Origin of the sequence: Dactylosporangium sp. CA-139066 (genome assembly GCF_050936175.1) — a bacterium.
Classification (GTDB): Bacteria; Actinomycetota; Actinomycetes; order Mycobacteriales; family Micromonosporaceae; genus Dactylosporangium.
Window position 1 is genome coordinate 9,037,005 of sequence record NZ_JBNJNH010000001.1, and the last position, 13,287, is coordinate 9,050,291.

10 protein-coding genes are annotated in these 13,287 nt (G+C 74.6%); 9 read left to right on the forward strand and 1 reads right to left on the reverse strand.

The features are described 5' to 3' along the window. Positions 1-8: 8 nt before the first annotated feature. The 9 genes from ACQEVU_RS41365 to ACQEVU_RS41405 all read left to right on the forward strand — a co-directional run bounded on the left by ACQEVU_RS41365 (position 9) and on the right by ACQEVU_RS41405 (position 12,577). Positions 9-2,084 carry a 3-hydroxyacyl-CoA dehydrogenase NAD-binding domain-containing protein gene (locus ACQEVU_RS41365; protein WP_433333638.1) on the forward strand — a complete coding sequence of 692 codons (2,076 nt, stop codon included), beginning with the start codon at positions 9-11 and terminating at the stop codon, positions 2,082-2,084. 1,003 nt (positions 2,085-3,087) lie between these two features. Then, the gene (locus ACQEVU_RS41370) at positions 3,088-4,191 is read left to right on the forward strand and encodes a peptidoglycan DD-metalloendopeptidase family protein (RefSeq protein WP_433333640.1); all 1,104 of its coding nucleotides are present in this window, start codon (positions 3,088-3,090) and stop codon (positions 4,189-4,191) included. Between the two features lie 33 nt (positions 4,192-4,224). Further along, on the forward strand, positions 4,225-4,920 hold the full coding sequence (locus ACQEVU_RS41375) for a Clp protease N-terminal domain-containing protein (RefSeq protein WP_433333642.1): 696 nt from the start codon (positions 4,225-4,227) through the stop codon (positions 4,918-4,920). Then, the gene (locus ACQEVU_RS41380; RefSeq protein ID WP_433333644.1) at positions 4,917-5,864 is read left to right on the forward strand and encodes an asparaginase domain-containing protein; all 948 of its coding nucleotides are present in this window, start codon (positions 4,917-4,919) and stop codon (positions 5,862-5,864) included. Before ACQEVU_RS41375 ends, ACQEVU_RS41380 begins: the two co-directional genes overlap by 4 nt. 67 nt (positions 5,865-5,931) lie before the next feature. Next, complete coding sequence (locus ACQEVU_RS41385) at positions 5,932-7,305, forward strand: PQQ-binding-like beta-propeller repeat protein (protein ID WP_433333646.1); 1,374 nt, start codon at positions 5,932-5,934, stop codon at positions 7,303-7,305. Positions 7,306-7,385: 80 nt separating this feature from the next. Continuing rightward, positions 7,386-8,051 carry a response regulator transcription factor gene (locus tag ACQEVU_RS41390; protein ID WP_433333648.1) on the forward strand — a complete coding sequence of 222 codons (666 nt, stop codon included), beginning with the start codon at positions 7,386-7,388 and terminating at the stop codon, positions 8,049-8,051. Continuing rightward, positions 8,048-9,256 carry a sensor histidine kinase gene (locus tag ACQEVU_RS41395; protein ID WP_433333650.1) on the forward strand — a complete coding sequence of 403 codons (1,209 nt, stop codon included), beginning with the start codon at positions 8,048-8,050 and terminating at the stop codon, positions 9,254-9,256. Before ACQEVU_RS41390 ends, ACQEVU_RS41395 begins: the two co-directional genes overlap by 4 nt. A gap of 192 nt (positions 9,257-9,448) precedes the next feature. Continuing rightward, positions 9,449-11,209 carry a diguanylate cyclase domain-containing protein gene (locus ACQEVU_RS41400; protein ID WP_433333652.1) on the forward strand — a complete coding sequence of 587 codons (1,761 nt, stop codon included), beginning with the start codon at positions 9,449-9,451 and terminating at the stop codon, positions 11,207-11,209. A 384-nt stretch (positions 11,210-11,593) separates the two neighbouring features. Next, entirely contained in the window at positions 11,594-12,577 is a 984-nt protein-coding gene (locus ACQEVU_RS41405) for a hypothetical protein (RefSeq protein WP_433333654.1), read from the forward strand. Positions 12,578-12,653: 76 nt separating this feature from the next. On the opposite strand, the gene ACQEVU_RS41410 is transcribed toward ACQEVU_RS41405, so the two are convergent. Further along, complete coding sequence (locus tag ACQEVU_RS41410) at positions 12,654-13,238, reverse strand: TetR/AcrR family transcriptional regulator (protein WP_433333656.1); 585 nt, start codon at positions 13,236-13,238, stop codon at positions 12,654-12,656. Between the last annotated feature and the right edge of the window lie 49 nt (positions 13,239-13,287).

The window sequence follows — 13,287 nt, forward strand, 5'->3', positions numbered from 1 at the left end:
GCGCGGCAGTGTCTGTTCTTTCGAACCCGAACGAGGTCGTGACCAGGGCGCTGCTGCGCTTCGTGACCCTGCCGAGCCGGGAGCGGGCCGCGCTCATCACGCTCGACAACGGCTTCGACCACACCAAGCCCAACTCGTTCGGCCCCGCCGGCCTGGCCAGCCTCGAGGCGGCGATCGACGAGGCCGTCGCCGCCGACCCGAAGTTCATCGCGCTGACCGGCAAGCCCTACATCTTCTGCGTCGGCGCCGACATCACCGGCATGCCCCTGCTCACCGAGCGCGCCCAGGCGGTCGAGCTCGGCCGCTACGGCCACCGGGTCTTCAAGAAGTTCCGGGACTCGCCGGTACCCACCTTCGCCTTCGTCAACGGCGCCGCCATGGGCGGCGGGCTCGAGGTGGCGCTGCACTGCCACTACCGCACCGTCTCATCGGGCGCGGCCGCGCTGGCCCTGCCCGAGGTCGCGATCGGCCTGGTGCCCGGCTGGGGCGGCACCCAGCTGCTGCCCAACCTCATCGGCATCGCCCCGGCCGCGCAGGTCATCCTGCAGAACCCGCTCACCCAGAAGCAGCTCAAGCCCGCGCAGGCGCACGAGCTGGGCATCGCCGACGCGATCTTCGAGCCGGCCGACTACCTCGAGCGCTCCCTCGCCTGGGCCGAGGGCGTCGTCGACGGCACGGTCACCGTGACCCGGCCCGAGATCGACCGGGAGATGTGGGACGGCGTGCTGTACTTCGCCCGCCACCAGCTCGACGAGCGCCTCCACGGCGCCGTCAACTCGGCCAGCAAAGCACTGGAGCTGCTGGCGCTGGCCAAGGACGCCTCCTTCGAGGACGGCACCGCCGCCGAGGACGAGGCCCTCGCCGACCTCATCCTGGGCGACCAGGCCCGGGCCAGCCTCTACGCGTTCGACCTCGTGCAGCGGCGGGCCAAGCGCCCCGCCGGCGCCCCCGACAAGGGCCTCGCCCGCGACGTGAACAAGGTCGGCATCGTCGGCGCCGGCCTCATGGCCTCCCAGCTGGCGCTGCTGTTCGTGCGCCGCCTCGAGGTACCGGTCGTGCTCACCGACCTCGACCAGGCCCGCGTCGACAAGGGCGTCGGCTACGTCCACGCCGAGATCGACAAGCTCGTGTCGAAGGGCCGCCTCGACCCGGGCAAGGCCGCGAAGTTCAAGGGCCTCGTCGCCGGCAGCGTCGACAAGTCCGCGTTCGCCGACGCCGACCTCGTCCTCGAGGCCGTCTTCGAGGACCTCAAGGTCAAGAAGCAGGTCTGGGCCGAGGTCGAGGCGATCGTGCGCGACGACTGCGTCCTGGCCACCAACACCTCGTCGCTGTCGGTCACCGAGCAGGCCGCCGACCTCGCCCACCCGGAGCGCGTCGTCGGGCTGCACTTCTTCAACCCGGTCGCGATGATGCCGCTGCTGGAGATTGTGCGGGCGGCGCGGACCGACGACGCGACCCTGGCCACCGCGTTCGCCGTCGGCAAGGCGCTGAAGAAGTCCTCGGTACTGGTCAAGGACGCCCCCGCGTTCGTCGTCAACCGGCTGCTGACCCGCTTCCTCGGCGTCGTCACCGCCGCCGTCGACCGCGGCACCCCGATCGACGTCGCCGACTCGGCCCTCGACCCGCTCGGCCTGCCGATGCGCCCGATGGCCCTGCTCACCATGGTCGGCCCGGCCGTCGCCCACCACGTCGCCGAGACGCTGCACCACGCGTTCCCGGACCGCTTCGGCGTCTCGGCCAACCTCGCCCGCGTCGTCGAGGCCGGCAAGCGCGGCTTCACCGACGCCGAGGGCAACCCCGACCCCGAGGTCCTCGCCCTGCTCGAGGTCGGCGACACCCCGTCGACGGCCGAGCAGCTGCGCACGGAGGCGACCGAGGCCCTGGCCCGGGAGATCCGCCTCATGCTCGACGAGGGCGTCGTGGCCGACCCGCGCGACATCGACCTGTGCATGATCCTCGGCGCGGGCTGGCCGTTCCACCTCGGCGGCGTCACCCCGTACCTGGACCGCGAGGGCATCTCGGAAACGGTCACCGGCGCGCGGTTCCTGCCGGAGGGCGCGGCCAACGCTCCCAAGGCCGCCTGACCCGCACCGCCCAGCCGGGGCGCGCGGTCGCGAACCGCGTCCGCGCGCCCGCGGCCACCCACGCCGCCCCGACGCAGTCACGGCCCCCGGGACCCGCGGTCTGCGGTGACACTGTCACGATGACAGTGTCACGGCGGCACACGTCGCCCGTGGCGCCCGCGGTCTGCGGTGACACTGTCACGGTGACAGTGTCACGGCGGCACACCTCGCCCGGGCGGCCGCGGTCTGCCGCCCACCCAGACGCAGTTGCCGCAGGTACCGACCGCATCCGCGGGCCCCAGGGCGCCCGCGGTCTGCGGGGACACTGTCACGATGACAGTGTCACGGCGGCACACGTCGCCCGGGCGGCCGCGGTCTGCCGCCCACCCAGACGCAGTTGCCGCAGGTGCCGACCGCATCCGCGGGCCTCAGAGCGCCCGCGATCTGCGGTGACACTGTCACGTTGACAGTGTCACGGCGGCACACGCCCCCGCGCGCCTCCGGCCTGCCGCCCACCCAGGCACAGTTGCGGACCGCGCCCGCGCGCAGGGCGGACCACATCCGCGGGCCTCAGCGCGCCCGCAATCCGCGGTGACACTGTCACGATGACAGTGTCACGGCGGAACTTCACCCCGCGCCCCCACGGTCTGCCGCCCACCCAGGCGCAGTTGCGGACCGCATCCGCGCAGGGCGGACCACATCCGCGGGCCCCTGAGTGCGCCCGCGGTCCGCGGTGACACTGTCACGATGACAGTGTCACGGCGGCACACGTCCCCCGGGCGCCCACGGTCTGCCGCCCGCCCAGGCGCGGTTGCGGACCGCGTCCGCGCGCAGGCGGCCGGCCCTGGCCGTCGCCCGGGCCGCAACCACGGTTGCGGCCCGGGCCGCGTCAGCGCCGAAACACCCCGAACGGGTGACAAGAGGCGGATATTTCGGATCCCGGACCCCGGCGGCGCCTAGCGTTGTCGGGGTTCGCGGTCCCCCCGGCCCGAGCGCACGAATCGCTCGTCCCCGGGGGTGCACCATGCGCAAAACGATCTTCGTCGTCGTCGTCGCCGTCGTCGCCGCCGCGTTGGTGCCTGCGGTCAGTGCCCAGGCTGCCACCACCGCCACGGTCGTGTCGCCCAAGCGGCCGCTCAACGTGCGGGCCGGTGCCGCCGTGTGGACGACCTCCCTGCGCACCCTGCCGAACGGGGCCGGCGTCAGCATCGAGTGCCAGGTCAAGGGGCAGCTCATCGACCAGGGGCCGGTCCGCGTCACCGACCAGTGGGACCGGCTCACCGACGGGACCTACGTGAGCGATGCGTGGGTGCGGCGGGCTCCGGGGGTACCGCTGCCGGCGTGTCAACCGGCGACGGCCCAGGCGGCCCACGCGACCCCGACCACGGCGGGCGCCGTGGCGTCCGGCGCCATCCCGCTGAAGACCCGCGGCGGGCCCGGCCGGACGGCCGCCATCCTCGGCGCGCTGCCCAACGGCACGGCGCTGAACATCGCCTGCCAGCAGCGCGGCGAGGTGATCATCGGCACGATGCGGACCACGGACCAGTGGGACCGCCTCGACACCGGTGCGTACGTCGCCGACGCCTACGTCAATCGCGGCGTCACCCCGCCGGCCTGCGCGGCGAGCCCGGCCCCGGCGTCCACGCCCGCGGTCGCGCCGGGCACGGAGGCGGGCAGGTGGGTGAGCCCGCTGCCGGGCTTCACCGCGCGGCCGGGCTTCCGCACGCCGACCAACCCCAATCACGTCGGCGTCGATCTCATGAGCTTCGTCGGTACCCCGATCCGCGCCGCCGCGGCCGGCACCGTCGTCGAGGTGGTGTGCAACATCGAGGCCGGCCACAGCTGTGACCAGGTCGGCAGCGCCTCCGTCGGCGGCTGCGGCTGGTACGTGAAGATCCAGCACGCCGGGGGCGTCTCCACGCTGTACTGCCACATGGTCCACCGCGGCGTCGTCCAGCCCGGCCAGCAGGTCGCCGCCGGCCAGGTCATCGGCTACGTCGGCAGCTCCGGCAACTCCTCCGCCCCGCACCTGCACTTCGAGGTCCACGTGAGCACGCCGCCGACCACGCCGGGCAATGCCGTCGACCCGCTGCCGTTCATGCGCGCCCACGGCGCCCCCATCGGGTAGACGCTATAACCCCAGTGGGGGTATATAGGGGTCATGCCGAAAATCAACGTGTACCTCCCGGACGAGCTCGCCGACGCCGTCCGCGAGGCCGGCGTGCCCGTCTCCGCCGTCTGCCAGCGCGCGCTCGAGCAGGCCGTGCGCCGCGTGACCGCGATCCGTGAGACGGTCCTCGGCGACCTCGACGACGCCGCCCTGGCCGCCCGCCTGCCCGGCTTCACCCAGCGCGCCCGCGCCGTGCTGCGCCTCGCCGCCGCGGCCTCCCCCGGTGACGTCGGCACCGGCCATCTCCTGCAGGGGCTCATCGACGAGGGCGGCAACCTCGCGCTGCACGTGCTGCGCGCGATCGAGATCGAGCCCGCGCGGGTCACCGCCGACCTCGCCGCCCGCAACCTCGCCGAGGACGCAGCCGGCCCCGGCGGCGGCGACCGCCGCTTCAGCGTCCCGGCCGCGGGGGCCCTCGAGCTCGCCGTCACCGAGGCCACCGCGCTCGGCCACAACTACGTCGGCTGCGAGCACCTCCTGCTCGGCCTCGTCGCCGAGCCCGACGGCGCCGGCGGCCAGGCGCTGCGCTCCCTCGGCGCCGAGCTGCGCCTGACCCGCCGGGCGGTGGCCGCCGCCCTGGCCGGCTACGTGCACCTGCAGGCCAGCCAGGCCTCCCCGCTGGACCGGGTGACGACCGTGCTGGCCGACCTGACCGCCCGCATCGAACGCCTGGAGCAGCGCGCGTGACGCCGCGCCTGCTGCTGCTGGCGACGAAGGACCTGATGTCGTACCGCCGCCGGCCCCCCGGCATCGCCACGGGCGCCGAGCTGCTGGCCGCGGTGCCCGCCCTGGCCGCCGACGTGACCGTCGAGGACGTCATGGCCGAGCCGGCCTTCGACCTGACGCCCGGCACGATGGCCGACCTGGCCCGCCGCGCCCGCGCGGCGCTGGCCGGCTTCGACGGCGTCGTCGTCACCCACGGCCTGGACACCATCGAGGACACCGCCTGCCTCGCCGACCTCGTCGCCGGCCCCGGCCCGATCGTGTTCACCGGTGGGGTCCGCGCGCTGGACGACGTGTCCAGCGACGGCCCCGGCAACCTCGCCGACGCCCTGACGGTCGCGGCCGACCCGGCGTTCGCCGGCGCGGGCGCGCTCGTGTGCCTCGGCGGCGAGGTCCACGCGGGGCGCTGGGTGACGCTGCTCGACGCCGACTCGCCGGCCGGGCTGTCGTCCGCGCCGCACCCGATGCTCGGGCGCGTGCGGGGTTCGCGCGTGGAGGTCCTCGCCGCACCGCCGCCGCGGCCGCCCGACCCGCGCGGGGAGCCGGAGTCGGAGGTGGCGCTCATCCGGGCGTACCCGGGCATCGAGGGGAACCTGCTCATCGCCGCTACCGACGCCGGCGCGCGCGGGGTGGTGCTGGAGGGCACGGGGGCGTACAACGTGCCGGCCTCGCTGCTGGCCGCGATCAGCGACCTCACCGACTGGGACATCCCGGTCGTCGTCGCCTCCCGCGCCCGGGCGGGCCGGGCCGGGCTCGACGAGCGGCCGCTGGGCACCGGCCTGGCCGGCGCGGTGGGCGCGATCGGCTCCCGCGGCCTGCCGGCGGGCAAGGCGCGGGCGGCGCTGATGGTCGCCCTGGCCGCCGGCGGCGGCGTCGCGGCTGCCCGGGAGTACTTCGCCCGGCTTTGAGCGGGTATCTTCCGCCAGAATCCGTTGCCGAATTGTGACCAACGGCCCGGACGGGCAAGCTGTAGCGGTGGGTGAGCTGATCGACCTCGGTGAGTCACACGGGCGGGTGGACGGGGATGTGCTCGACTGGCCGGTGCCGAAACCGGCCAGCGGCCGCCAGTGGCCGCTCATCGGCGTGCTGGCCCTGGTGATCCTGTTCGCCACCGGGTCGCGGCCGGCGACCGCGGTCGAGGACATGGGCGTGCTCGCCCAGCCGGCCTCCGCGCTCGTCGCCGACCGCGGGGCGCTGTACGCGCTGCGGGAGTCGCCGGCGCTCACCGCGTTCGACTGGGCGACCGGGCGTTCCCGGTGGAGCCGGTCGCTGCCGGGCGGGAGCGGGCAGGTGTACCTCGCCGCCGACCGCGCCTACGTGCGGCACCGGCCCTGCACCGACACCCTCGGGTGGAGCCTCGAGCGGCTCGACCCCGCGACCGGGGGCACCCGGTGGCGCCGCTCCGGGGCGCCGATCGCCGTCGTCGCCGGGCCCGCCGGGGAGGCGCCGGGGCTGCTGACCGTGGACGACCGCAATGCCGAGTGCCCGCCCGTGGTACCGCCGCGCAATGCGGCGCCGGCGCCGGTGCACCTGGCCGGGGTCGACGCCGAGACCGGGGACGTCCGGTGGGCGTTCGACCTGGCCGGCGGGGCGCGGCTGGTGGCGCCGGACGGGCCCGGGAGCGGCTGGTTCGCCGTGTGGTACCAGGGCGGGCGGGCCGAGATCCGCTCCGCCGTCACCGGGGCGGTCACCGCGGTCGCCGACGTCGACGAGCTGGCCGGGCAGCCGCCGACCAGCGTGCGCATCGTCGGGGACCTGCTGGTCATCGTGGCGGTGCGGGCCGACGGGGCGATGATCACGGCGTACCGGCGGGACGGGTTGCGGTACCTCTGGAACCGGCTCTTCTCCTCCAGCGACCAGGCGCCGATCGCCGAGATCGCCTACGGTCCGGTCGTCGTCGCCTGCGGCCCGATGGTCTGCGTGCCGAACTGGCGTGACCTCGCCGTGCTCGACGCGGCGACCGGGGAGCAGGTGTGGCGGCGGCCGCTGCAGCTGGACGCGGCCGGGCCCGGGGTGCTCGTCGCGCGCGACCGGGACGACTTCACCCGGGTGCGGGTCGTCGACTGGCACACCGGCGCGGACCGGACCGATCTGGCCGGGTGGGCGGTGGTGCCGACGGCCAGCAACGGTACGGACGACGACGACCTCGGCACCGCGCAGGTCCCGGCGGCGATCATCCAGCGGCCGGACGGCGACGGGTCGCGGCTGGCCCGCATCGACCTGCGCACCGGCATGATCACGCCGCTCGGCCGGGTGGCGGCGATCCCGTCGCGCTGCTCGGTGCGCCAGCACCGGCTGTCGTGCCTGGCCGGCGGCGATGCGGTACACCTCTGGCGGTTGCCCGGGTAGTTACATTGGCACCACAGGGCTTTCACGGGGACTTCACGTCCCCTGCACCAGACTGGCCCGGATCGGCGGAGGTGAAGGGCGTGCGCGTGCTGGTGATCGAGGACGAGACGAATCTCGCCGACGCGATCGTCCGGGGGCTTCGCCGGCAGGGCATGGCCGTGGACGTCGCCTACGACGGCACCGCCGGGCACGAGATGGCGATGGTCACCCGCTACGACGTCGTCGTCCTCGACCGCGACCTGCCGGGCATGCACGGCGACGACATCTGCGCCGACCTGGTCGCCTCGGGGGCGCTGACCCGGGTGCTGATGCTGACCGCCAGCGGCAGCGTCGCCGACCGGGTCGAGGGCCTGCAGATCGGCGCCGACGACTACTTACCGAAGCCGTTCGCGTTCGACGAGCTCGTCGCCCGGGTGCAGGCGCTGGGCCGGCGGGCCACCCCGGCCGCGCCGCCGGTGCTCACCATCGGCGACCTCGTCCTCGACCAGGCCAAGCGGGTCGCCACCCGCGCCGGGCACCCCCTGGACCTCACGCGCAAGGAGTTCGGCCTGCTCGAGGAGCTGCTCAAGGCCCGCGGCGCGGTCGTGTCCAGCGAGGAGCTGCTCGAGCGGGTCTGGGACGCCAACGCCGACCCGTTCACCACGACGGTGCGGGTGACGATGATGACGCTGCGCAAGAAGCTCGGCGAGCCGGCGCTCATCGAGACCGTCGTCGGCGCCGGGTACCGCACCAGGCAGCCGCAATGACCGTCTACGACGCCCGCCGCACCGCGTTCTTCCGCCCCACGCTGCGGCTGCGCCTCACGCTGCTCAACGGCATCCTGCTCATCGGCGCCGGCCTCGTCCTCGTGGTGCTGGCCTACCTGCTCGTCGACGGCGCCCTCAAGCCCGCCGACCAGCTGCAGCCCGGCACCCGGGTCGTGCTGGAGAACGGCCAGGAGGTCGACGCGCAGACGTGGCAGACCGACCTCGTCGACTCCGCCGAGTGGGAGCTGCTGACCCGCGGCAGCCTGGCGCTGCTGCTCATCGGCGCCGTCGGCGTCGCCGGCGCCTACGTCGTGGCCGGCCGCTCCCTGCGGCCCCTGCAGCGGGTCACCACCACGGCGCGCCGCCTGACCGGCGAGTCCATGGACGCGCGGATCAACTACGACGGCGCCGACGACGAGGTCGCGGAGCTGGCCAAGACCTTCGACGCGATGCTGGACCGCATCGCGGGCGCGTTCGAGACCCAGAAACGCTTCGTCGCCAACGCCTCCCACGAGCTGCGCACGCCCCTGGCGGTGATGCGCACCGAGGTCGACGTGACCCTGGACGACCCGGAGGCCGACACCGAGGAGTACCGCCGGATGGCCACGGTGGTGCGCGACGCCTCGATGCGCGCCAACGCGCTCGTCGAGTCGCTGCTGCTGCTGGCCCGCACCGAGGCCCAGGCCGGCCGCCGCCTCGGCCGCAAGGTCAACACCGACCTCGCCACCGGGGTCACGGTCGCCCTGTCGGCGATGGGCAAGGAGGTCCAGCGCCTCAACCTCGACGTGCAGACCGACCTGTCGCCGGCCACCGTCGTCGGCGACCCGGCCCTGCTGGAGCGCCTCGCCGGCAACCTCATCGAGAACGCGGTCCGCTACAACCACCTGGCCGGCCGGATCTGGGTCCGCACCGGCACCGACGACACCCTGGCCTGGCTCGTGGTCGGCAACACCGGCTTCGAGGTCGAGCCGGCCGACCTGCCCGCGCTGTTCGAGCCGTTCCGCCGCGGCGGCCGGGAGCGCACCGGGGCGCGCGGCACCGGGCTGGGGCTGTCGATCGTGCGCGCCGTGTGCGAGGCCCACGGCGGCGGGGTGAGCGCGGTCGCGCTCGACGGCGGCGGCCTGGAGGTGACCGTCTCGCTGCCGGCGGCGGCCGTCACGCCGGTGCTGTCCGGCACCGCGTCGGTGCGCCAGGCGGCACGGTAGGAGCCGGTCCCGCGCGGGCTTCCTCGTTGTTCCTGAACCTATGCTAGCCGACGCGAAAAAAGCCGATCTTGCGATCTCACCCGCAGTGACGGCGCCGCCACACTGTGATCGCGGGCACACTCCCTCAGGCCCGGACCGTACCGGGCCGATCTGGGCTGCGTTTCCGGCCGGTGCTAGCGGAGTGGAGGCTCGATGCGGCTGCGCAGCTGGCTCGTCGTCGGCGTCTCCGTCGCGCTGCTGCTCGGCATCGGCGGGGCCGGCATCTTCATGAACCGCTCCGCGCTCGAGGCCGTCGAGCGGGTCCACCGCGACGACTCCCTGGCCCTGGCGACCAACAACGCCGGGCTCGCCGGGCAGCTGCTGCGCGTCTCGGCCAAGGAGCTCGCCGACTTCACCGGCAGCCACCCGCTGTCGCTGACCGCCGGCGACCCCGGCGACACCGCGGCCCTGGCCGAGTACTCGCAGAAGTCGTCGTACTTCACCTACGGCCTCGTGCTCACCGACCTCGTCGGCAACCCGCTCAACGCCACCCGCACCGCGAACATGTTCCCCGACCCGCAGTCGGTCGGATACAAGCCGCTCATCTCCTCGATCGCGCTCGGCGGCCCCGGCTTCTCCTCGATCATGACCGTCAAGGACACGCTGGTGCAGGCCGTGGCCGTGCCCATCGTCGTGGGCAGCCGGCCCGCCGCGCTGCTGTACGGGTTCATCCCGGTGGCCAAGAGCCAGCTCCAGGCGTACCTCATGAAGCTCAGGGACGCCTCGCACGTCTCCATGCTCGTCGACTCCGCCGGCACCGTCGGCGCGTCCAGCAGCCCCGACCGGCTCGGCTCGCTCGCCGACTCCGCCGTCATCGCGCGGCTGGGCGCCCAGGAGGCGGTGTTCGTCACGTACACCGAGAACGGCCGCTCGATGATCGCCACCGTGCACGGCGGCCTGCCGGGCGGCTGGGCCTACGTGCGCGCCCAGTCCACGGCCACGTTCGACGGCCCGATGCGCAACCGCAGCCTCACCACCAGCCTGGCGCTGTTCACGATGCTGCTCGTCGGCATCGCCGGGCTGGCCGTGCTCGGCTACCGCTCGCAGCTGGTGCGCCGCCGCGCCGAGGAGCGCTTCTCCGCCCTGGTCGAGCACGCCCCCGACGTCGTCACCGTCCTCGACGGCGACGGGCAGGTGGTGTACGCCAGCCCGAGCGGCGAACGCATCCTGGGTTTCATCGCCGTCGGTACCTCGGTCTTCGACATCATCCACCCCGAGGAGCGCGGCCCGGTGCATGAGCGCTTCGCCGCCCTGCTGCAGGAGAGGGGCGGCCTGGAGCGCATGCAGGTGCGGGTGCGCCAGGCCGACGGCAACTACCGCTGGTTCGACTTCACCGCCTCCAACCAGCTGCACAACGCGGCCCTCGGCGGCGTCGTCATCAACGCCCGCGACATCACCGACAGCCGCGAGATGCAGGACCGCCTCGCCCACGACGCCCACCACGACCCGCTCACCGGCCTGCCGAACCGCCGCCGGCTGCACCAGCGCCTCGCCGACTCGCTGCGCGCCGAGCCGGTCGCGGTCCTCTTCGTCGACCTCGACGGCTTCAAGCCCGTCAACGACGAGCTCGGCCACGAGGCCGGCGACGACCTGCTACGCCGGGTCGGCGCGCGCCTCGCCGCCTGCCTGCGCCCCTGCGACGTGCTGGCCCGCGTCGGCGGCGACGAGTTCGTGGTCCTGCTGCCCGGCATCGGCCCCGCCGACGACACCTCGGCGCTGTTCGAGCGGCTGCGGGCCGTCGTCGCCGAGCCGTTCGAGATCCACGGGCACGAGGTGCGCATCGGGGCCAGCATCGGCGTGCACCTGGCGGCCCCGGGCGAGCAGCCCGACGCCGTCCTGCGCACCGCCGACGAGGCGATGTACGCCGTCAAGAACGCCGCCGGCCCCGACCGGCCCGGCCGCCACCGCGCCTGACCCGCGCACGGTGAGCGACGCGCGCACCGCGCCGCCCTGGACGAACTCGATCGTCAGCGCCGACACCGGCTCCCCCTCTGACCCATCCCCGCTGTGCACTGTCTACCGCCCCCGTCGCGCGTGCGCACCGTAGTCGTCGAAGGCGGCCGCACCCCGATGGTTCCCTCACCGTGCGTAGAGTGATCCCCCTTCTACGCACGGTGGAATCGGCCCCCTACCGCCCCCACTCCCTATGGTCTATATCGCAGAGCGTGATGGATCGGCCCTCTGCGTCAAGTTACCGACGGTCACGAACGCAAGGTCTTTGGGGGGATTTTGACCCATGCTGCGAAACCGCGCGCCGAGCTACCGCGCCGGGGCCGCCCGCCCCTAGGTTCTTCGGGCATGGCCGTGAGCGACGAGGTGGCGCCCGACGAGTGGGAGTGCCGCGTGTTCCTCGCCGTCGTCGAGCACCGCCAGCACACCAAGGCCGCCGAGGCGCTGTCGCCGGAGCGCCCGCGCCATCTACGCGACCGCCCGTACGCGCGGCAGCTGGTCGGCAAGACCATCCAGCGCATCGAGCGCTGGTGCGGCGAGCCGCTGTTCGAGGGCAACCGCGGGCAGCTGCGCCTCACCGCCCGCGGCCGCGAGTTCGAGCGGGCCGCGCGCGGGGTCGTCGGGGAGTACCGGCTGATGCGCAGCGCCGCCGCCGACGAGGGCCTGCCGCGGCTGGCCTGCCTGCCACACCATGCGCTGTTCGTCGCGCCCGCGCAGGCCCGGCTGCGGGAGCGCTTCGGCCGGGCGCGGGTCGCCGTCGACTACCTGCCGCCCGGGCAGCTGCGGGCCCGCCACGACGGCGGCCTCGGCCGGCACGCCCTGCTCGTGGGCCGCTCGGAGGGGACCCGGTCGGTACCCCTCTACACGGCGCGCCTCGAGGCGATGGTCCCGGCCGCGCACGTCGGCGCCGCCCGGCTCACCCTGACCGAGCTGCGGCAGCGGTACCGCCCGGTGCTGCACCTTCCCGGCGTGCCGGACGAGCGGGCGGCGGCCTGGGGCCTCGAGCGGCCGGCCCCGGCGCTGGACGACCCGGCGACGGCGGTGCTGCGCCTGCGCCACGAGGCGGTCGGGCCGCAGTGGGACGGCCGCGTGCTCGTCGCCCCGTCGGACGCGGCCCTCGCGTTCAAGCCCGGCATGGAGTTCGGCGGGCGGCGGGCCGACCGGTTCCGCTGGGTGCCGCTCGTCGCGCCGGGCAACGGCGGGGCGGCACTGACGTACGAGGTGCGCCTCAGCACCCGCCCCGTCCCCGACGACGACGCGGTCGACGCCGCGGTGGCCGCGCTGCAGGCGGCCGCCCGCGCCCTGCCCGCCCTGAGCGGCGGCGACCCCTGATCCCCCCGGCGCCGCAGCATCCCTAGGCGCCGCAGCATCCCTAGGCGCCGCAGCATCCCTAGGCGCCGCGGCATCCCTAGGCGCCGCGGCCGCGCACCAGCGGCAGGAAGACCTCGTCGACGATCTCGACCAGGGTCTCGTCGGGCACGGTCGGGGCGCCGCGCATCGCGTACTCGCCGCGCAGCAGCGTCATCGGCGCCGCGGCCACGCGCGGGTGCACGGCGCCGGCCGGGGCCTCCCCGCGCGCCGCCGCGCGGGCCAGCATCGACAGCCACGCGGCGTCCATCGCCGAGGTGCCCGAGCGCTCCCGCAGCAGCGCCAGCAGCCGCGGGTCGTCGGCGGCCGCGGCGAGCAGGTCACGCAGGAGCGCGCCGTGCGGCGAGGCCCACGTCCGGTTCGCCGCCCGCAGCATCTCCAGCGCGTCGCCGCGCAGCGTGCCGGTGTCGGGGTCCGGCATCCGCTCGGCCGACAGCTGCCGGTACGCGGCGATGCCCAGCGCCGCCCGGTGCGGCCACCGGCGGTAGATGGCGTTCTTGTTCGTGCCGGCGCGCTGCGCGACGCGGTCCATGGTCATGCCCGCGTACCCGGACTCGCGCAGCTCCTCGGCCGCCGCGCGCAGGATCGCCCGCTCGAGCTCCTCGCCCCGCCGCCGCGTTGTCATGACCTCCATCGTAAGGTACTGTCCGTACCCTATTTACGACAGGGGAGCA

Bases quoted from the DNA above. Each gene is read 5' to 3' on its own strand.
- ACQEVU_RS41370 (WP_433333640.1), top strand. From the start codon at position 3,088: ATGCGCAAAACGATCTTCGTCGTCGTCGTCGCCGTCGTCGCCGCCGCG.
- ACQEVU_RS41375 (WP_433333642.1), top strand. From the start codon at position 4,225: ATGCCGAAAATCAACGTGTACCTCCCGGACGAGCTCGCCGACGCCGTC.
- ACQEVU_RS41395 (WP_433333650.1), top strand. From the start codon at position 8,048: ATGACCGTCTACGACGCCCGCCGCACCGCGTTCTTCCGCCCCACGCTG.
- ACQEVU_RS41400 (WP_433333652.1), top strand. From the start codon at position 9,449: ATGCGGCTGCGCAGCTGGCTCGTCGTCGGCGTCTCCGTCGCGCTGCTG.
- ACQEVU_RS41405 (WP_433333654.1), top strand. From the start codon at position 11,594: ATGGCCGTGAGCGACGAGGTGGCGCCCGACGAGTGGGAGTGCCGCGTG.
- ACQEVU_RS41410 (WP_433333656.1), bottom strand. From the start codon at position 13,238: ATGACAACGCGGCGGCGGGGCGAGGAGCTCGAGCGGGCGATCCTGCGC.